Annotated in this window: 10 protein-coding genes and 9 pseudogenes; 9 read left to right on the plus strand and 10 right to left on the minus strand. The window is 44.6% G+C overall.

Annotated features, from left to right (window positions below; all coding sequences use genetic code 11):
- Positions 1-276: 276 nt before the first annotated feature.
- The 4 genes and pseudogenes from ACSJJG_RS14515 to ACSJJG_RS14530 form a co-directional block, all read right to left on the minus strand.
- A complete protein-coding gene (locus tag ACSJJG_RS14515; protein WP_189760600.1) occupies positions 277-681 on the minus strand; it encodes a DUF2251 domain-containing protein in 405 nt (134 codons plus the stop codon).
- 257 nt (positions 682-938) lie between these two features.
- Positions 939-1,733 (minus strand): annotated as a pseudogene (locus ACSJJG_RS14520) (integrase domain-containing protein); the annotation flags it as partial.
- Positions 1,734-1,746: 13 nt separating this feature from the next.
- Positions 1,747-2,643: pseudogene (locus ACSJJG_RS14525) on the minus strand (IS982 family transposase).
- A gap of 244 nt (positions 2,644-2,887) precedes the next feature.
- Complete coding sequence (locus tag ACSJJG_RS14530) at positions 2,888-3,535, minus strand: thiamine pyrophosphate-binding protein (RefSeq protein WP_223281911.1); 648 nt, start codon at positions 3,533-3,535, stop codon at positions 2,888-2,890.
- A gap of 274 nt (positions 3,536-3,809) precedes the next feature.
- On the opposite strand from ACSJJG_RS14530, the gene ACSJJG_RS14535 reads away from it, so the two are divergent.
- Both ACSJJG_RS14535 and ACSJJG_RS14540 read left to right on the plus strand, forming a co-directional pair.
- Positions 3,810-4,844: an IS630 family transposase gene (locus ACSJJG_RS14535; RefSeq protein ID WP_282885470.1), complete on the plus strand. Its 1,035-nt coding sequence runs from the start codon at positions 3,810-3,812 to the stop codon at positions 4,842-4,844.
- A gap of 12 nt (positions 4,845-4,856) precedes the next feature.
- A pseudogene (locus ACSJJG_RS14540) lies at positions 4,857-5,141 on the plus strand (STY4528 family pathogenicity island replication protein); the annotation flags it as partial.
- A gap of 60 nt (positions 5,142-5,201) precedes the next feature.
- On the opposite strand, the gene ACSJJG_RS14545 reads toward ACSJJG_RS14540, so the two are convergent.
- Positions 5,202-5,834, minus strand: a complete 633-nt coding sequence (locus ACSJJG_RS14545; protein ID WP_189761352.1) for a hypothetical protein — start codon at positions 5,832-5,834, stop codon at positions 5,202-5,204.
- 63 nt (positions 5,835-5,897) lie between these two features.
- Here ACSJJG_RS14545 and ACSJJG_RS14550 point away from each other — a divergent pair.
- A pseudogene (locus tag ACSJJG_RS14550) lies at positions 5,898-6,278 on the plus strand (DUF3577 domain-containing protein).
- On the opposite strand, the pseudogene ACSJJG_RS14555 reads toward ACSJJG_RS14550, so the two are convergent.
- Both ACSJJG_RS14555 and ACSJJG_RS14560 read right to left on the minus strand, forming a co-directional pair.
- Positions 6,259-6,686 (minus strand): annotated as a pseudogene (locus ACSJJG_RS14555) (type VI secretion system tip protein VgrG); the annotation flags it as partial. The pseudogenes ACSJJG_RS14550 and ACSJJG_RS14555 sit on opposite strands and share 20 nt — an antisense overlap.
- A gap of 871 nt (positions 6,687-7,557) precedes the next feature.
- Positions 7,558-7,752: pseudogene (locus ACSJJG_RS14560) on the minus strand (IS1 family transposase); the annotation flags it as partial.
- A gap of 298 nt (positions 7,753-8,050) precedes the next feature.
- Here ACSJJG_RS14560 and ACSJJG_RS14565 point away from each other — a divergent pair.
- Together ACSJJG_RS14565 and ACSJJG_RS14570 are read left to right on the plus strand one after the other, a co-directional pair.
- Positions 8,051-8,575: pseudogene (locus tag ACSJJG_RS14565) on the plus strand (conjugative transfer ATPase); the annotation flags it as partial.
- Between the two features lie 619 nt (positions 8,576-9,194).
- A pseudogene (locus ACSJJG_RS14570) lies at positions 9,195-10,102 on the plus strand (IS982 family transposase).
- Here the strand turns inward: ACSJJG_RS14570 and ACSJJG_RS14575 are convergent.
- The 3 genes and pseudogenes from ACSJJG_RS14575 to ACSJJG_RS14585 all read right to left on the minus strand — a co-directional run.
- Positions 10,089-10,439 carry a hypothetical protein gene (locus ACSJJG_RS14575; RefSeq protein ID WP_481089762.1) on the minus strand — a complete coding sequence of 117 codons (351 nt, stop codon included), beginning with the start codon at positions 10,437-10,439 and terminating at the stop codon, positions 10,089-10,091. The pseudogene ACSJJG_RS14570 and the gene ACSJJG_RS14575 overlap by 14 nt on opposite strands.
- Before the next feature lie 14 nt (positions 10,440-10,453).
- Positions 10,454-11,110, minus strand: coding sequence for an IS110 family RNA-guided transposase (locus ACSJJG_RS14580; protein ID WP_481089763.1), 657 nt, complete (start codon positions 11,108-11,110; stop codon positions 10,454-10,456).
- A gap of 65 nt (positions 11,111-11,175) precedes the next feature.
- Positions 11,176-11,585: pseudogene (locus tag ACSJJG_RS14585) on the minus strand (transposase); the annotation flags it as partial.
- A 493-nt stretch (positions 11,586-12,078) separates the two neighbouring features.
- Between ACSJJG_RS14585 and ACSJJG_RS14590 the strand changes: the two are divergent.
- From ACSJJG_RS14590 to ACSJJG_RS14605, 4 genes are read left to right on the plus strand one after another with little or no spacing between them, the layout of a single operon-like run.
- A complete protein-coding gene (locus ACSJJG_RS14590) occupies positions 12,079-16,527 on the plus strand; it encodes a C-type lectin-like domain-containing protein (protein WP_189760105.1) in 4,449 nt (1,482 codons plus the stop codon).
- Entirely contained in the window at positions 16,520-17,803 is a 1,284-nt protein-coding gene (locus tag ACSJJG_RS14595) for a hypothetical protein (protein ID WP_189760106.1), read from the plus strand. Before ACSJJG_RS14590 ends, ACSJJG_RS14595 begins: the two co-directional genes overlap by 8 nt.
- Before the next feature lie 15 nt (positions 17,804-17,818).
- Positions 17,819-18,475 carry a hypothetical protein gene (locus tag ACSJJG_RS14600; protein ID WP_189760107.1) on the plus strand — a complete coding sequence of 219 codons (657 nt, stop codon included), beginning with the start codon at positions 17,819-17,821 and terminating at the stop codon, positions 18,473-18,475.
- Positions 18,476-18,479: 4 nt separating this feature from the next.
- Positions 18,480-20,954, plus strand: coding sequence for a pentapeptide repeat-containing protein (locus ACSJJG_RS14605; protein WP_189760108.1), 2,475 nt, complete (start codon positions 18,480-18,482; stop codon positions 20,952-20,954).
- Positions 20,955-20,968: the final 14 nt, after the last annotated feature.

The raw sequence follows: 20,968 nt of genomic DNA on the forward strand, positions 1-20,968 counted from the left end.
GATCACCCAGTACTTTCAGTATCTTACTCGCTGTCATTTTGTACAGTGTAACCTTCAAATTTGTACAAACCAAGCTCGGTACGAAAATCAGAATAGCAATTTTACGTATCTTTCTGGTTTTAGGACTGGACCTTGCCGAGTGCGCAAGCCTGTTTACGCCATTGAAAGCGGTGTGAATGACTATACCTCGCTCATTACCGACATTGCCAGAAGCGGATATTTGAAACACCACAGCGTGCTAGCCAATGGGGAGTTTAGCAATAGCCTATTCATAAGTCATCTGAAAAAATTATCAACGGCATCATTCCACTCGTGCCCCGAAATAGACCACTCCCGATTAATTGGGGGTGGAAAGCCGCTCCGACAGTATCCATTTTTAGTATCGAAATTAAACACACCGTGCGGATAACCATTAATCAAAAGCACACATTTCCTGCTGTCTTCTGACCAGCCAATCTTTACGTCAGATGGAATTTGCCCGTCTGAAACTTCTTCTGCATTGTAAATATGCAGAGCATCCTGAATGGGGTTACCATCAACAGTTTCATCAAGAGCATAGAAATACCCAGTTTCTCCATCGTCTTCAAACACTGCAGCAAATGAACTTTCCGGAGCCAGACTTTCTATCACCTGCGCTTCACCGACAATGAGTTGAGCCTGAACCGTAACCAGTATTGCCATTTTGAATCTCCTTATAATCTATACCTGTGTACTCTCCAATATTGCAGGTTTCAGTGTAAATAACTAGGACCTACTCCCCATTGATTAACGCAATTTATTGGTATTGATGTTCTCATTTAATCTCACATCCATTGCTTACCCTGAATCACCTAACAGTGTAATTCTTAGGGTGTGAATGACAATACCTCGCTCATAGCTGACGGTCAGGCAGGGTAGCGATTAATCTAGATAATTACCTTTATCGGAGGAAAATAACGCTATTCCGTTTCCCCGTTCTGGTAATACACCTGCCTGATATAGCGCCCCCGCCCATCGCCATGCCCCAAATCCATCGAGACCAGTGCCTGTGCTTCCTGCTCGCTGAAACCCTGCGCTTTGTAATGTTCACCGGATTGCCGGGCAAAATGGTAGCGCATACTGTGCGGGGCTTTCTTGCCCGTCAGCCCTGCACTTCTGACAATATAGCGGTAACGATCGATGGCCTGCATGACCGTCGGTTTATCAATCAGTTTGCCGCTGCGCCCTGTCAGCTCGCATTCGGCGTAGGCAATGGCGTGTTGTAGGGCTGCCCGATCCCGTATCAGCGTCTGTCTGGGCTGCCCGCCTTTGGTGCCAAACACCACCCGCACAGACGTATGCCCGTTTTCCAGCGCTTTTTTCCAGGTGGCTAGGGATTTATAGGCTTCCACCGCTTCTTTGGTACGTAACCCCAGCACATAGGCCAGTTGCATGACCGCCGCCACGCGCCGGTCTTTTTGCTCAACCTGCTGGAAGACCGCCTGAAATTCCGCAGGCATTAATGCTGTTTTAGTGCCTGTGCGACTCGTCTCGGCAATACCCAGTGCCCGGTTACTCAGGCGGGCATTATCCGGTGCGGCCAGTTTATGCTTGCCCGCCTGCCTTAAAATCGTCCGCAGGGCTGACATCTCATTTTGCAGGGTTCGGTGGCTGATATTGCTGGCCTTACGCTCAGCAATATAGCGCTCAATGTATTTGGTTTTCAGGCTGTCCATTTGTCTGAGCCTAATGCCGTTATCTTTCAGAAAATTAACGCGATGCTCGACTTTAACATCCTATAACGTTGGCTTGTTGAAGCCAGTCGCGTTGACTTTTACCTTGTTTAAAATTGGCAAAAATACCCAACGTGTGAGAAAGCAGTTTTCTGGCAATTCGATTACCCAAATGCCACAAATCCCGCGCCCAGCACTTCTCGATAGCAAATTGCCCGGCGAGTTGACCAATCACGGTTTCAATTAAACGGCGTTTGTCATTAATACGCTTTCTGATTTCCCTGGGGATCGGATTATCCATATTGGCACGCACCGGCGTAATCATCTCAATGCCCTGCTTTTTCATTTCCTGTTAAACTCAACGCCTATATAATCATTGCCCAGCAAATAGCCTTTTTCCATCGGGACGGACAAATCCCAGGCCGCTTCACGCTCACTGACGCTCGCAGGTGTTAACGTGAGCCCCGTGACTACGCCGGTTTCATCTATCATCAGATGCCCCTTAAAGCCGTAGTATGTTTCGTCTGGCTGGCACAATATCCATAATCCGCTTGCCCTTTAAAGGGTTGGCGCTGCCTTTCGCTCTTTGTACTGACAGACGGGCAGGGGATTTGTCGATAATATGCACCGGTCCGTCGAGCGCGCCCAATAACGTCGCCAGCTGCTCTTGCAGCTTTTGTTTGACAACCCAAAGATTTGCCGCCTGTTTAGCAAAATTGGCGCGTGAGCCCAGTCCCGGAAACCACTCGCGCCAGTGGTCAAAAAAGTATTTCCAAATCCCTTTATCTGTTGAAAACCCTAAGAATTCACCAATCACTTCCATCGTGATCGACTCGCATCGCTCATCTTAGGTGGGTGCCCCCGGCTTCGTAATCGTGTGCCTTGCTGTAACGCCGTTAAATTATCGTCTACCTGAACAAAACACCCAAATGATAAAATCTTGCTGTGACATAGCCTTTTGTTCCTTTATTTCTCTATTTTTGGCGATTTAAAGTTATAAAAGGAGCGGCGATGCCATTTCAACTCATCATAAAAGTCGAGCATCTCGTTAAAATCTATAGAAAATAATCCCAATACCAGTATAACGCACGAATTGATGATAATGAGTTTTGACTTCATGCCTTTTCACCTTTCATACGAGTGGGAACGCTTTTATGCGTTTGTTATATTCTTTATTTGGCGTTGTGTGTTAGTTGTCACATTTGAGCTTCAGGTCTGCGGACGATCCAATGATGACCAAAAAATGATCGGCGCTCACCGGAATCAACACTGACTATTCCATTTTCCGGAAAATGTTTCTGGAGGATATTGATATAGGATGCTGGGTGTTTTGTTGCATCGCCTGTTGCGCTAAAATCAATAGGGAAATACTTGGGAATGATACTGAGATACTGTAACCATTTCTCCCGTTTGGAGCAGCCTTGAATGATAATATTAGGGTAATGTTCATCAAGAGCTTTCAAGAATGCACTACTGTTTGCTGTGATCCCACAAGTGATATCAAGACCCGCGAGAATGATGCAATTATGGGTTTTACTCATGAAATTTTTAAATTCGGGTGAACGTATTTTATTGATATCGACCGGACGATTTTTCCAAGAATCAGAAATGCTTGAACTAATGTCGGGGCGATTTTCATCATATTCATTTAAAATTTCCTTACTGACGCCCAGATACACAGGACCCCTTTCAATTCCTTTCATTGCTCGGAGTGATTCTCTCAGAAATCGGCTAATTGATTGACCCGCTTTAACTTCAAATTTTGCGCGAGTCACCGGAGAAAAAATGGCTTGTTGGTTAATTCCAGATTGGGTACTGTCCTGTAATACATTGTGCATTTCCATTCAATCAACTTATTTTTATTTATCATGTAAATCATAATCATTCTACTTTGAAGATACTAAACAGCTTATATACAAATTTAAAATTTAATTAATTCAATTTTATTTGATTTATTTATCATTTTATAATTAAAGATTATAAAAACAAAAATATAAAATATTAATTTCTTTAATTATAAATAACTTTTCAAAATGGTAGGAGTGTCGAAGAAACTCAGTCCAATTTTTGCGAATTTTGATTTTCCACAAACAAAAAAGCAAAAGAGAGGACTGAGTCATGCTTATCTTACCACCAACTTTCCGTATTGAACGCCGTTTGATGAAAAAAATTGCCCAAAAAACGCAAGATAAAGCCTATGCTATCCGGGTTATGGCCGTGCTTGCACTTTACCGAGGTGAATCAGTTTCTGTCGTAGCTAAAGAATTTTGTATCGCTCAATCTTCTGTATGGCGTTGGATTAAGCGTTTTAGAACATATGGTTGGATAGGATTGAAAAGTAAGCCAGCGGGCCGCCATCGCCAATGGGATCTGGCCCCACTTTTACCTTTTATTCTTCATTTACTGGAAATTTCGCCACAACAACTCGATTATGTCCGTTCTCGCTGGAGTCTGGAGCTTTTTATTATTCAGATCAACAAAATAATAAACATGAAATTTTCAATCAGTACACTTTATCGATTTCTCCATAAAAATAAAATCGTTTGGCGACGGGTAGCCCCTACCGTACATAAACCAGACCCTAACTATGAGGAGAAAATGGCACGTATTAATCAGGCATTATCACAGGCATCAGAAGAAAATCCCGTCTTTTATGAGGATGAAGTGGATATTAATTTCAATCCCAAAATAGGTTCAGACTGGTATTTCAAAGGGCAGCAAAAAAGGCTCATTACACCGGGAAAAAATCAAAAATACTACTTTGCTGGTTGTTTTAATATTCAAACCAGAGAAATTGTCTATACGGGTTATAATAGAAAGAACTCTCAATTATTTATCAAAATGTTAGAGAAATTAAAGCACCATTACCGTCATGCAAAAACGCTAACCGTCATTTTAGATAATTACAGCATTCATACCAGCAAACAAGTCAAAGCCTGGTTGGAGCTAAATCCGACAGTAACACTGTTATTTCTTCCTATTTACTCTCCATGGTTGAATAAAATAGAACGGTTATGGCAATCATTGCATGAAACGGTGACACGAAATCATTATTGCCAATATATGTGGCAGCTAATCAAAAAAGTTAAGATTTTTTTGAATGCCGCTTCAGCAACCACATGGAAAGGAATAGGAAATATGAAACTCTCATGATTATGAAAAGTTATATATAATTCACATAATAACTATATGATGGCTTCACCCTATAAAGGTAAGGCGTCCCGTGAAACCGTCAGCCGGGTATTACTGATGCTGCGAATAACTGGCTGGCTGAGTTTATGCAAGCGCATCCGCGATGAACACGGGCGGGTGCGGGGCAATATCTATGCTCAACACGATGAGCCGCTGACCTGCCGTGATGCCGAAATTCTCGATCCCCACTGGTTGGATACCTTGTCGGAAGCCTGTCGCAGTAAAAACCGCACCATCAGCCAGACGGCCTGGGACGTCTGACCGCGTTTTCGGGCAGATATCAGCGGATGGAGATCAATCACATATATAATAAACATGTCAGAGAATATGATGTGGTACATAATTCCGCCATAACACAGCCCCGTTTCCTGTCCAGGGTGGGGGTGTCAGTTCTCTGTTCAACCAGAATAATATTTTTCGTTGTACCTGTGGGTGGTCTTTGTTTCTGTAGATCCACCTTAACTCTCTGGCTGTCACGTTTGTTTCAAGATCCGGATTCCCCGGATAGGGTTTTTTATTCACGACATATTCCATATTGATACCATCGAGGAGGAAATGAATATGCATATTTTCAGTCAACGCATTATTACCCAAGGTAACCCATGATAATGCGCCTTTACACTTTCTGCCTGAGATTCGGGAGTTGTTTTCATTCGGGTATGTGAGCGCAGTATGATATTTAGGATGGTCTGCTAAATAAGAAATAAAATTCTGAAAATACAGTATATTTTTTGGTAACGTCATATTATAAAATCGACATCTCCCTGTTGTTGATAGTTCCACTTCCCGTGGAACGACATATTGATCAATGGTTACTGCCTGAACATCAAATGCATCCAGATTTATTTTAAGGTGTAAAAAATCGGCGTATCTGGCTATTTCACGACGTAAGCCATAAATTAAATCACCGGGAGCAAACTCTTGATTGAAATAAACAGTGGGAGGTAACATTTTTCTTTCCTCATAGTTCTGATTAATTCAGATAGTGTACTCCTTTGCTTTATGCTCGTGTAAATAAATATCCGCCATGTCGGCACTGCTAATGGCACATTCCTGAGCTGCGCGATCAATGCGTTAAATGGTCCGAGTGATAATCCGGTCTATGTGCATTTTTGATATTACCGTGGTCGGCAAGGAGACTACCAGTCTGGTTAGTCGTTGCCAGAAGGCTGTTGACGAGGAAAAAAAGTGTTGCTGGGGTTTACCTTAAGCAACCCGTCAACCGATATTTTTACCCTGAAACGGAGGGATCGCTATTCAACGGAAGTGGTGGTGAGTGTCAATGGCACAATGCAGATGCTGGGAAGCCGTGGCGAGGCAAAACAGGCGGTGGCTCAGCAGACTGGGTATAAGCAGCATCGAAGCTACAGTCTTCTTTGTGGGTTTTGGTTTTAAACGTGGTGCGGGTCTTCGGGTCTTCGCGGCGGGTAAATATAGCGGCGGACGGTTGACGGCGTTATAGACACTGCCGGTCACTATCGGTCGGTCAATATCGCCGTTAAGGTAAGAAACAATCACTTCCGGCCCGACCACTGTGGCACTCTCATCCCCATCCGCCAGGGGCTTGTCATGAAATGGCGGTCGCCAGTCGGCATAGCCATCGATAAAGCTGAAGTCATTGCTGAGTGTGGTGCCCTCGCCGCCATTGTCACCCAGTGCCTGCGGGCAGCGACTCTGATGGTTGATCCCGACAATCTGCCAGCAGGTATTGAGCGGGGCATGAGGATGGGCGGCAATGTTGAAAATTTGCCCCGGCATCAGTTTGATGCAGTTACTTTGCCCGTTGCCGGTCTGCATCTGGTTTTTTTCAAATCAGAAGATAATGCTTTCTTCACGTATGGTTATAATACGTGTAGCATGTAGGCATAGAAAAATAAGTGCGCGGGATTATAATTTTCATCGTCAACCTGACATAATATTCAATTTCCATGTCAGCGTTTTGCATATATGACAAAATTATTAAAGGTGAGTGAAAATGGAAAAAAATATAGTGTCATTAATGATTGAACATGGTTTTACTTCAAAGGATATTAGCTTGATAAAAGCTGCTTCAGAACGATCCGGTTATTAAATCATGCAGGGAATATATATTTTAAAAAGAAAATATTATGGTGTTGTTGTTGTTGTTGTTGTTTTATTACTCTTTCTTTTTTTATTTGCATGTTATTATTCGCTCATGATATCGATGATTATATTAATACTGCGCTTACATTTTTTATTGCAATGCCAATAGTGTTATATTTTTCATCTGTTCTGTATATATCAAGAGTACAGTCCAACTCTTAATTATTTGATGTTGCGACTCCTAATAATGGAGTTGATTTATATTTTCGAAATTATATAAGTGTAAACTATATACTCTATTTATAATAATGAAATTATCAGTAGTTATTTTCCTTATTCCGCGTATCAAGTGGGGAAAGAAATACTCATCTCATTTTGAAAATCTATTGAGATAGTTGTACCAGCAATTATCATTTAATGAATTGAGATTGCAGAAATCTGACCTGCTAGTGATCAGTAACCGCGCCCGTTTGGCGCAATGTCACAATGATCTTGCTGTATTCCCGTGTCCTGTGTTTTTTGGATCTACTTATCCAGGACAATGAAAGGCTCAATATGTAGGGGACGACAGGTGCGGAACCGTAAGGTGTATTTCCCCTCAGCGGTGGTTACCCCCATTATTTATCACCATATCAACGATCTGTGCTTTTACTCCGGGGTTGCAGGCTTGATAGGTGTAATTTAATTGAAAGGTTTTATGGCAGGCATAGCAGTGATAACGATGATGACTACTGCTGCCTTTTCCATGTCTTTTGACATTTTCTGTTTTCTGACAATAACGACAAACCACATCAACTTTCGCCATATCTTACCTACCATAAAAAACGAGGATCTGACCACAACATCTAATTATTGGGTGCATGACCCGAAAAACATCGCATCCTCAGCATTCTGAAATCATAACGAGGTGAATGTTTATGTGGGATAATGTTTCAAATGCCGGTTCGGTCTGTCTACTCAGTCTGGCTGTCTTATGTACTCCTCAGGTACAAGCGGCGGAGAAAGATGAACTGGCGAGTGCCAAACGCCTGATTGAGCAGGTACAGATTGTGCTAGAGCGCGCCCGTATTGCTGAGCAATCTGCTGACAACACCCAATCACCCCGTTATACCTTTGATTATCAGGATCGGGAACTGCAACTGGTGATCGACGAAGGGCATATCACCACCACTAACCCGCTGCTCTCCCCCTATATGACCAAGGTTGTGAAGATGTGGCGTAAACTGGGCGCCTGGCTGTGGCTGGCCACGCAGAACCTCGCCGATTACCCGGATACCGCTGAGAAAATGCTGAATATGGCCGAATGGTGGTTGTGTCTGACCATGCCGCCCGATGAAGTCGAACAAATCGCCCGTTTCAAAAAACTGAATGAAGAGCAGAAAGCCGTTTTGCTCTCCGCCAGTAAACTCCCCCGCTGTTATACCGAAGGGGTGGTGCTGGCGAAAAAAATCGAAGCCTTGTTTCGGGTGGTGCCACCGAGTCTCTATCTGGCGCTGGGGATGACGGAAAAAGAAGAAAAGGCCGAACGGCGGGCGTTAATGCGCGAGCACCAGTGCAGTGAACTGGAAGCGGCGATTTTGGTGGCAAGAAGGATGGATAGTGCACGGGGGATTGAAAGCAGGTTTTGAATATTCTTAATAAAAATTCCTAATGGAGACAGAAACTCTTATTCTCTTGTAATAAGTAGATAAAGGATAAGAGTTTTTTCTCATAAAACTTTTCAATTCTATAAATCTATTCTTCTGCATTTATTCTTTATGACTCATCGTGGAATGAACGAGCTTATACTCCAAAGGTAGAAAGTACTGCTTTGGTGCAAAAAATTACTCTTTATCAAAATCGTTAAAAAATGCCCTGCAATGTATAAAAGCGCAAAAAAGGTACTAATTACCACGATCATGTAGGTATTTTCGTGAAAAATCCCTATAGTTGGAGCGGATTGACGGTTATATAATTTTGTCTTTTAATAAAACCATTTTTGAAAACTACGCAGTAATAGTTAGAACCACCATTGGTATGTACCCGATTTCTTCCCGTTTGTTTAAGGTATTGTTCGACAAAAGCTCTGTTACTTCCATTATTAAGATAACGCTGATAAATATCGTTATGTCTAAAATTTATGTAAACTGAACCTACATATCCTTTAACTTCACGCGATGCTCGACTTTCGAGGTGAGTTGAAATGACATAGCCGCTCCTTTATAACTTTAATTGCTAAAAAAATAGAAAATAAAGGAACAAAAGGCTATGTCACAACAAGTATTTACTATTTGGGTGTTTTGTTGGGTAGACCATAATTTAACGGCGTTATAGCAAAGCACACGATTCCCCAAGCCGGGGGCACCCACCTAAAATGAGCGATGCCGAAGTCATCACGATGGAAGTGATTGGTGAATTCCTTAGGGTTTTCAACAGATAAAAGGGATTTGGAAATACTTTTTTTACCACTGGCGCGAGTGGTTTCCGGGACTGGGCTCACGCGCCAATTTTGCCTAAACAGGCTGCAAATCTTTGGGTTGTCACACAAAAAGCTGCAAGAGCAGCTGGCGACGTTATTGGGCGCGTCCGACCGACCGCTGCATATTATCGACGGATTTCCCCTGCCCGTCTGTGGATTCAAAAGAGCGAAAGGCAGCGCCAACTTTAAAGGGCAAGCGGATTATGGATTTTGTGCCGCCAAGAATGAAACATACTACGGCTTTAAAGGGCATCTGATGAAAAGATTAAACCGGCGTAGTCACGCGGTTTATATTAACACCTGCGAGCGTCAGTAGCGTGAACCTATCCCCGATTTTGTTCCTCCCTATAAAAGGCTATTTGCTGGGCGATAAAGGGTATTTAGGCGTTGAGTTTAAACAGGAACTAAAAAAAGCAGGGCATTGAGATGATTACGCCGGTGCGTGCCCAGACTCATGATCCAATTCCCCAGGGAAATCAGAAAGCGTATTAATGACAAACGCCGTTTAATTGAAACCGTGATTGGTCAACTCGCCGGGCAATTTGCGATCCAGAAGTGCTGGGCGCAGGATTTGTGGCATTTGGGTAATCCAATTGCCAGAAAACTGCTTTCTCACACGTTGGGTATTTTTGCCAATTTTAAACAAGGTAAAAGTCAACGCGACTGGCTTCAACAAGCCAACGTTATAGGATGTTAAAGTCGAGCATCGCGTTAACTTCAGTATCTTGTATTATTCTTGATACTTTTGCAGCCAGAGAAGCGATATCATAATTCGCTGAATTGCAGGCAAGAATATGGATTTTATGCAATCGACTTACTATTGTTTGTGACTGAATGTATCTGGCTACTACATCGTAAGTCCAGAGTTGACCATCTATAGCAAGACTTTCCGGCCTTCCATTAAAAACTGCCAGTCCGTGGCAAGCAATTGTAAATTCGTTTATTACATACCCATCATGAAAAGTTGATGTAATGTACGTGTGGGCATCTGGATAGATATCTATAAGATGAACTCGTTGTGTCCAGTCGTTCATACGATATTTCCTCTTTAGAAGCTGAATGAGTAGCGATAAATTTTCATATTTGGAAACAAATTAAATGTAGCACTTGAATAGATTCTTTGTATATTACCTTTCCGTAGGTCTTCCCCCAAAGTATGAAGCAAACGTCGTAGTACAGAGGACAGGTCATCGCTCTCCTCTTCCAGGATCTCAGGCAGGTGCTGTTTCAGTTTCTGAATACCGGTGGGAACAATCACTCCCTGCTCAGCGAGGAAAGCCCGAATCTGATTGGCGAGTGCGGTACGTTGTTCTACGATGAGTTGCTGGGCATTGCGCAGTGCCTTAATATCTTGCTGTTCCACCGTCTTGACCGGAACAAAATGGATACCGGGTCGGTAGGCGGTTTCGCAGATAGCCTGTGCATCCTTGGCATCATTTTTTTGATGATGACTGAAAGCTTTGACATGCTGGGTCGGCACAAGCCTGATGACAAATCCCATCGCCTGAAGGGTTCTGCCCCAATAGTGAGAAGTTGCACAGGCTTCCATAGCAATGAGGGTTCCTGGCGAAAAAGTGCGTACAGTATCAAGCAATTTTTGCCGTGAGATTTTTCGGTTCGAGGCGACTGAACCGTCTTCCATCCAGACACAGACTTGAAAAACGTTTTTGGCGAGGTCAATGCCAACGACTTTGATCGTATTCATGAGATGTTCTCCCGAAATTCAGTGCATCGGAAAAAAAGATGGCACTGTTTGCTGCTGAAAAAGGGGACGTCCATCACATCACTACAAGTTAAAGCTGGCCTGCGATATCGTCCGGTGGCAGTAAGGGTATGCGCGATATCAACTTTTTTGCCTTGGCAATCTCCAGCGCTTCTTTCAGGATTTCCGTTTCCATCGTTTTACGGCCGAGCAATTGCTCAAGCTGCTTGGCCTTTTTCTGCAGCGCTTTGTATTCAGCTACACTGACGACTTCATCACGGGATTGAATCGCTGACATACCTCCCTCTTGCATCAGTTTTTTCCACTTAAACAGTAAACTCGGCGTAATGCCGTGTTGTCTCGCCACTCGTGATACTGAAACGCCTGGTTGCTGAGCCATGGCAACAAACCGGGCTTTCTCTTCGGCAGAATAACGACGACGGTGCTGTGCACCAGTAACAATTTCAATACGTTCTATGGACACTCCTTCAGAATAGGTTTGAGCCTATCGCTTAATTTAATTATAGGGTGTCTGTTTTAATTAGGGGGTATTACATAAAGATTTTTTTATTATTGAATATAGGTTTTATAATTTTAGAGGGTTATTTTTACTCTTAATTTAACTCATACTAATAACATCGGATAATAAAAATTGAAACCATTAATTAGCTAAAATTGAAAGTTAGCTATGCGTCACATAAATATCTTCTTTAACTATGAAAAAAGTTTTAAATCGCATTAATGTTATTAATTGCGTAGCTTAAATGTCACATTCAATTGATTTTTGTAAAGTAGACAAATCTTTTTCTACTTAGTTTTAGATGGTTATCATTTAAAAAAAATAAGTTTATAGGAGGATGTATTCATTCTCATGGGGATTGTTTTTTCGGGATTTTCCGCCGAATTATTTATACGGTTATTGAGTATTTATTGTGATAACGAAAATAGTCATTTAGAGAGATAAAATCCAAATGAAAACGCATATTCTACATTTTGACCTAGCTCAAAGCCATTTACGTACCCAAGCCAGTCAATTAAACCTTTGGGTTGGTGAATATAATATACCGTTGCAAGAACATGATGAGTCAAGTTTAGCCAGAGCAGCTGGAGAAAATCCTGCAATAGATATGGTTCTGCGTTACGGTTCACACAATATCAGCCATTTCGCCGAGGTACCTGAACACTATTTTTTACCTCATCACGTTACGCTAATTAAAGTGGTTGGTGATAAATCCGGGCCTTATCGTTCTTCATTACCGGTTCTTTATCATCTTTCTTATCATATTCCCAATGCTCATTTACATCGTTATGTCAAACGTAATAGAGAAAAACTGGCAGTAAATAATGTAGAGATGGCTTTGCCGGGTAAACTTAGTGCTCTCGGTGTTAATAGCCAACATTTAGCGCGAAATTCTATTCATTGCGGCGATTTGTGGGTTGCGACTAATGAAATGAAAACACCGTGGGATGTTGCTTGCTCTATTGTGTTTTCCCATCCGGAATTGTCTAACAGTCAGGCTTATGCAGCATCAATTGTCATGAATGCACATATTGCCCCACCGGAGGCAATAGACCCACTGCAATATAACCGAGTTTATGAACTGGCTATATCAATATCGAGTCAGGGACCTGCGACAGATACAGGCGGTTTTGCCACTTATGGCCAATTGGTTGACCCTGATGGCAACGCAATGTTTTACGAATTTGACTGGGTAGGTCAAGACGGACAGGTGATTTTCGCTGAAGGTGATCCGGTGATGCAATATAACCTATCGGATGAAACGGAGAATTATTCTGGTTCGCCAGCATCTAATGCGCTGAAAACTTCGCATAATGATGGTCGCCTGCAAAATCACAATTGGAGTGTCAGCCAAAGTGCGTCTTTGGACGTTGCCGAATTCAAAGATCAGGCTGCAGCATTGGCTGTTAAGCGGGACACCAACCAAATTTGGACTGCCACCAACCGTACTCCTAATCACGGTATGGATGTGTATGCCGACAGCATCCGTTACGATAGCAGCCAAAGCCATTTTTCCATTGATTTTAAGAACAATTACTTACGTCAGCTAGGTGTCTATATTCAGTTCTTTAAAGACACTAAGATGGAACAGCCGATCGATAATCCAAAGGTTGACGGTGATTGGCCGTTTTATTTCCCTCAAGAGCTGGCTGCGTTATTCGAAACGCCATCACAAAAGGCCCTGGGTGTATTGGCTAATGTCAATACGATCATGGGGATCCCGATGCCCACGGATCCCACTAACTTTGGCTTGCCCTGGCCGGCTGAAGCTCAGGCAGCTAAATTCTTGTTTGGTGGCCTGGGAACCTCCCGTTGGGAGAACCCGATTGTTTGGCCAGGTGTGATTTTGACCGGTATGTTCCAATACGGTATTCCGGCCCTGATGATGTTAGCTGGAGCCATGGTAACTAACAGCCAGTGGTATAAAGATTTTATTTCTAATAAGGATAACGTTGCCATACTGGCCGGTATTGCTTTCCCATTGATTGGCGGTGGCGCCGCTGTCGGTTCAGCGTTATTCAATACTAAAAAGGTGCTAACCAGTTTAGCCAGTATTGCCATTGGTATTCTGGCTAAAAAAGGGATGGAAGCGTTAGCGACTTATGTTACAGCCCAGGTAGCAGCCAGTGCGGCTGCGCAGGCGGTTCCGGTGGTTGGTTGGGCGTTCCGGCTAGCTGCGATTACGCTGGATGTGGCACAGATCGCTGTAACCACGGGTGAATTACTTTCCTCGCCCGCCACATTGGAAGTGGATATCAAGCGTCAGATGACACTTGCTTTTACTCTGCATCCTGATCCTGCTCATGGTGAAGCGGGCCGTCCGGAAACCGCAATCTGGCCACCGGTGGCAGTGCAGTGCCAGGTGACCGTTGAATATACCAACGGCACCTACTATACCCAGACTATTCCATTACCCGCGACAGGTTCCAATACACCACTATCCTTTAATTTCAATTTGGTTGGCTGGGGTGGAACACTCAAAATCAAGGCTAATGTCTATTCAGCCACTGGCTGGTTAGCGGGGAGCTACACCAGTGATCTGCTGAATGCGCAGCCAGACGACCCTAATGAAGGCATCATGCGCGTCAGCGGTAATATAAAAGAGATGTTGGTGCCGCTGACTCAGGTGACTCAATACGAATATTGGGAACAGTTGTCTTACGATAGCGGTAAAAAAGAGTACCAGTGGATTGAAGGCAGCGTGCCGTTGGAAACCCAGTCTTCAACCAATTGTAGCAATGTAGGCAATAACATCTGCAAGCTGGTCAATATGACAATCCTGAATTCAGATTATCAGGTTGGTTATTGCTATCAGGCTTCTGGTCAGGATATTCCACTGGAAGATCCATTAAGTCCACCAAATAGCGGCCAGATGTACGTGTTGCAAAACATTTCCACTTTGAGCAACGACTCGTTGAATGAGCGTCTGAAATTATCTGCGGTAGGTTTCAAAGTACAACCACTGATCAGTTATAACAGTTTTGGCGAAGGACCGGACGAAAAAACCATCACGCCTTATAACTTTATTATTGATTCACGGTTTGGTGAATATCACTTACGTCGGGTGGACTTGCGTGATGGCAGCCATAATTTTGGTTTGACGGATAATCCGCTTTCGTGGGGAACTTTCACCATTCCACATCTTGATGCGATGGTGGTTCATCCGAGCGGTTATGTCATTGCAGTCAGTTGGCAATATAGCAAGATGCAGATCCTCGCGTTGGGTGATCAGGGCTATCCGGATGCTCAGGCTCCAGCGGCACAGATTGTCTCTGGAGAAGGGGTTCGGCAAGGGCTAACCCATGGACCAATTGCCCTGACCGTAACGCCAGATGGCCGCATACTATTATTGGAGACAATCAATACCCGTATTCAGGCGTTTGATACTAAAGGAAACCCATTCCCGAGTTTTGCGGGTGCAACACTGTTTCAACTTACTACCGCTGATTATCGGGCAACACTGGATGCGCAGGAGTTTTCCCCGGCATTACAGCAAGCATTTCGTGAGCAGGGGTTGACATTCCTGTTCAGTAACAGTGATCCGAACTTTATACGTTCGCTGAATGCTGGAGTACTGGACGAGCAGATTATTGCCGCCTTTGCTGAAGATGGGATCTACCTGAGTTATAACCAGACGGCGGACGGTAACATTGATCCAGTCGGTAGTACCGTTGTTAACGTAATACAGCAAGGGCAGAGCTGGTCAGTATATGATCCGCAAAAACCCGCTACTTACACGCTGACAGCCAAGGGACAAACGGTATCTGTATATAACGATTTGAGTAATGTGCGGGTTATCGCTATCGGTCAAGGCGTCAAATGGCAAATTGATGATCTCAGCGGCGCTCGATCCTGGCTGTTAACCCTTAATGTAACGAATCCTGCTCAGATTACGGTAGCGGATTATCTATCCTATATGCCGCTGAATAAGCCAGCCGGGATAACTTATCTGGATGTTGCGGTTGAGTCGAAGGGATATATTTATGTCTTGTCATATCGTAACGAAGGACGGGATCCAACGGATTATGTCCTTGATATATATAATCCTGACGGTACTTTCCTGGTAACTGTCCCTGATTCGACATTAGTGCCTGATCCAGCTAAACGCCAGCATATTGTCGCTGCGCATCTAGCGATAGATTCGTTCCGTACTCTGGTGGCGATGAATTACGGCAAGTTCTTGGGTGAGAATCAACGTACCCAACCACAGATCAGCCAGTGGAAGCCAACTACACCAATATTCGATCTGGGTATCGATCAATTAACGATATTCCAGCAACACGATATGGATAAAATTCACGCAGTTTTTGCTGGCAACAAACACCCTCTTAGTAACAAAGCAACTATCGAAACTATCAATGAAAATGGTTATTTCATCATTACTGATGTTAATACCCGTTACCCAGTCATTTGCACCGTGGATGGCGATAATCAGCAGATTATTTCTGTTTACAGTTTCTCGGAAACAACTATGCCATTAAAAAACTATAGCTCAGGATTTAAAGAGGTCTTGCAATTATTAGGTATCCCAGAGAGCGATGTAACGGAGAAAGTTGTTGTTGCATCTTCGTCGCAAGGCTCTTTACGGCCTGACGATCCACAGTCGCTGGCTCCTTCTTATACGGCAGAAGTGTCGTCAGCAGCGGAGCTGTTGACCCTTTCTGGTATCCCCCCGGTTGAAGCGCCGATATCTTTTCCGGCAACTGTTGATGTTTTTGCGATTGCTGAATTGGAGATTGCTGATGACGGGGTTCTGAACATTAGCAATCCGACTTCAAGACCGATAGTGGTGGTGGTTGACACGTTGGCCCTTAAGCAAGGTGGGCAACTGATATGTGACGCCGCTGTGATTCTAAACGTACAAACTTATACCAAAACTCAGGAGAATTCCCATGAATAAAATGAAAACGGTTAACGAAACTTTGGCTGAATTGCGTGAGCATTATCATTTGACCGGTACCGAGCGGCAGCCAAAGCAATTGAACACTTCGGACTTTGACGGGCCAGTCATATTTTCTAACGATCCGAAAATAGCCACTGTGCCGCCTGCGTTTTTTATCGTACAAACCATACAAGAGCTGAAGGAGCTTGGGGGAGTGCCTGACAGTGAATATGGACCAGGCGGAATGGAACCACACCATCCATTACCTGAACCCTATTCTGCTGAACGGTTGGCGAATGTCACCGGTAATCATGCTGATATATGTAAAGCTTTCCGCGCTTATATCTATGGTTATTCTCCTTTGGTTAAAGATTATGAAGATATTCTGAACGCTAAACGTTTCCCGATGAAAGTCGCGTTATACAGTGGTGAAGATATCGTTGTCACTGCCAGTAATCCATTGATTGTTGGAAGTAAAGAGAGTCACGGAGAACCTGTTAACTTGAGTTTTAATAAGATAACGATTGAACCTGGCGGTAAGATTATTTATTTGACCAATGGCACGGTTGAAGCGAACGAAGTTGTCGTAGTTAATTCTCCAAATCCATATCTATCCCCAGGTGATAATGATGGCCCGAACTTCGAAAATATTGGCAGTAACGGAGGCGATGGCGGGAGTGGAAACAATGGGGCCAATGGAAGAGACGGCAGTAATGGTAGTGCTGGTAAAGATAATAAAAACTCCTGTGCAACGTCGGCTACCAACGGTACCGCTGGTGGCAATGGTACTGATGGCGCCAGAGGAAGTGATGGCGAGAAAGGTGGGAATGCAAATGATATTAATTTTAAAACAGATACCCTTAGCGGCTTTGTGAATATGCTGACGCAAGGTGGAAATGGCGGTAACGGTGGTAACGGTGGGAATGGCGGTAGTGGTGGAAAAGGAGGGAATGGCGGCGGCTCTACTGACAACTGTAATGCTGGATATGGTGGTAATGGGGGGAATGGCGGCAACGGTGGTAGCAGTGGAAATGGCGGTAATGCGGGTGACGGCGGCAACATCTATTTTACTTACCAGGAAGGCGGAAGTGCGACGTTCCAGGCCAAGGCAGTTGGTGGTAACGGTGGTAAAGGCGGCAATGGTGGTTCTGGGGGCGCTGGTGGTGCCGGTGGTTCTGGTGGTAAGGGTAGTAGTGGGGGTAGCCCAGGTAAGGGGGGGGCATCGGGGACCACAGGTGCAGCCGGAAAAGCCGGATCTATCGGTGCAATTTATATCAACGGCAAAAAACAATAACTGCAAGGGGAAGTTATGGTCGCAGATATTCAAATTTTGGGTATTAACGGTGTAAATGGTGCCGATGGGGCTAATGGCGCTGATGGTCAACGGGGTGCTGATGGTCAGAATGCTTCTCGTCGTAAGCCACCCACTGCCGGTAGCCCTGGTGGCGATGGTCAGTCAGGCCAGAATGGCCTAGATGGTCAATCCGGTTCTAGCTGGTGGTTTGCCCTGCGTTGTACCCGTTTTGACTTACAGAATATCGTACGGATTAGCAATAATGGCGGTAATGGCGGTGATGGTGGCATAGCGGGTTATGGTGGCAATGGGGGTGATGGCGGCAATGGTGGCCGTGGTAATTCGTCATCGTCGGGCAAGCCGGGGGGTATCGGCGGTAACGGGGGTAATGGTGGCAATGGCGGCAATGGGGGTGATGGCGGCGATGGGGGGCATGTTTGGGTCAGATATAACCAAACTAGCTTACCAAAACCGGTATCTGCCACTTCTAATGGCGGGAACGGAGGACTTGGTCAGCCCGGTGGTGCAGGAGGGATCGCCGGGCGCGGTGGGGTAAATGGTGACGGCTCACATGCACCCGATGGAGAATATGGTATTGGAGGGATTAGTGCCAGCGGTGGTCAGGCTGGGAGAGCTGGGAAGGTTTCTGTAAATCACTTGCTGCGAGGATAATGGCATGAGCGAATCTAGATCTTTTGCTGGCAAATGGCAATTTGCAGCGGCTTCTGGCCAACTGATTACTGTTCAGGAGGATGGTACGCTTAGCCTGTCAGCCAAGCAATCAGGGGCGATAAATCAAATGATTAATGCTTATGGCATGACTAGCTTTTGGTTACAGGCGGGCAATGGTCGATATTTGGTTGCGAGCGGTAATACTCCTCAAGCTAATCAACCGCGTGATGGGACGGTTGCCGAGATCCGGTTGGAAGAAGTAGGAGGATCTGGATTTCGCCTGCGTCGTATTAGTAGCAGTGGTGACAGCTATTTGGTGGTGCAACAATCTGGGCTGATTTGGCAAGCAGTCACTAGCAGTCCGCCTCTGTCAGCCCAATTTACTCGTACCGTCGTGACAAAAAGCCTGGAATATCTCAAAGATTGGGGAGCCATGGGCGCCGATCTACGTTTTGCCTATCTCGCCGAAGAGAATTTGAATGAAATGGTGATGATGGCCGTCGATTTGTCCAATGCTGACCTGCGTGGCTCCACATTGCTTGGCGCTGATTTAACTAATGTCAAAGTTGATAATTGCAATTTTAGCAGTTGTGATTTAAGTAAGACTGATCTAACGCATGTTCATGGTAAAAATGCACTTTTTGAAAAGTGTATCGTGGGTAGTGATACCAATATGCCTGATGCTGAGCTACCGAACGCCATTTTCCGTGGCTGTAAGAGCAGTGGGGGTCAGCCAGTATTAAATCGTCTAAAAGCGCCCGGGGCGAATTTCTCTGGTGCGTTGTTACCTTCGGTGATCATGGAGAATGCTGATTTATCGCAGGCGAATCTGGTTAATGTTGATCTCAGCGGCGCCAGTCTGGCTTCCTGCAATTTTACTGGGGCGATTATGACGTTGGTGAATTTGCAAAATACTACCTTGCAGACCTCGAATTTTAGTCAAGCCACGTTAGTAGGGACGGATTTTACTGAGGCGAATATCAATCATGTTAATTTCAGTGGCGCTAATCTGACCAACGCCCGGTTATCGTTAACCACCGGTTATAGTCAGCTTAACCTTAGCGACAGTACCTTATTAGCCACGGTGCTGACAGGGATGGATCTGGTCGATGCCACGATTACCGCTAAAACCAATTTTACTCAAGCACAGATGGATGGGGTCAATCTGAGTAAGCAGAAGTTGGATCAAGTCGTATTCCTGATGGCGTCAATGAAGAAGGTAAATTTGGATTATACATCACTCAATGGCGCCGTTCTGGTAGGCGCCAATCTGGCTGGTGCTACTGTCTTGGGTAATGTCTCCTTAGTGGGTGCGAATTTGTCCAATGCGAGTTTGGAGAATATTAATCTGACCGGTGCTCAATTTGGGGCCTTATCCACAGTGGCATATCTGGATGAAGCTGAGGTTCAAGCGCTGGATAATCAGCAGCTGCCTGAACAGTTACATCAAATGCTGTATCAGGGAAAGATGTTAATCAACGGTCAAGCAGAGGTGTTGGTTCGTCAGCCGGGCCAGAACTGGCTGGTGGAACATGATGGTAAACCGTTATTTATTCACTATCAGGATGGGCAATTAAACGTTGCGCAAGATAATGGCGGTAATGCGGCAATTCTTGCCAACACATTTATGCCTAATGCTATCCTGACTGGCGCTAATCTGTACGCGGTTGATATGTCTGGCGCTCATTGGTACGGCAGTAACGCCAGAGCCGATAACGCCAATTTGGAACAGGTCAATTTGTCGAATGCCAACTTAGCGACAATGAATTTCACTCAGGCTCGATTGTTTGGTGCGAATTTGTCCTATGCTAGTCTTGTGAATACTGATTTCAGCAAGGCAATGTTAGAACCCACCGAAGGTCTTAAGCCGGCATCTCTGGCCTTTGCTTCAATTCAAGGCACTATCTTTACGGAAGCTAAATTGACCGGCGCTAATCTGACCAATGGCGCGGTGGCTTTACCGTTTGAGGAAACAGGCAATAAGTTAACAGGTGTGCCTTTATTCAGTGCGGCGCTTGAGCTGATGAGTTCATTAAATAGTGGCACAGTCTCAAAAGAGTTGCGTCAGGTATTCACTGATAACGGCTACAGCCTGTTATCTAATGCCAAACTCATTGAAAAGCAAAGTGATCAATATTGGATTATTTCCAACCAGCCGCCAGACACCGATCTGAATTATCGAGGATACTGTAACTTTATGGTGATTCGGGTGAGTGAGGTCGGTAATAACCATCTGCAAGTTTGTGGTGGATCGCCATTACGTATCATCCGTACTGCGGCTGACAATACATTGCAACCGGTTAATGTCGCTTTTGGGGTGACAATTGATATCACTCAGGCAATGGATGAAGACACCACCTGCCCAAGTGGTTTGCGTTATCAGTTACTCAATACGGGTATCAGCTATCAGTCATTGATGATGCCGGGATTACCACCTCATCCGCCAAAATGTATTCCCAGTCCGGCGACTTGGTGTTGATAAGTAAGCACGAT

Source organism: Xenorhabdus sp. SGI 60, assembly GCF_056632175.1.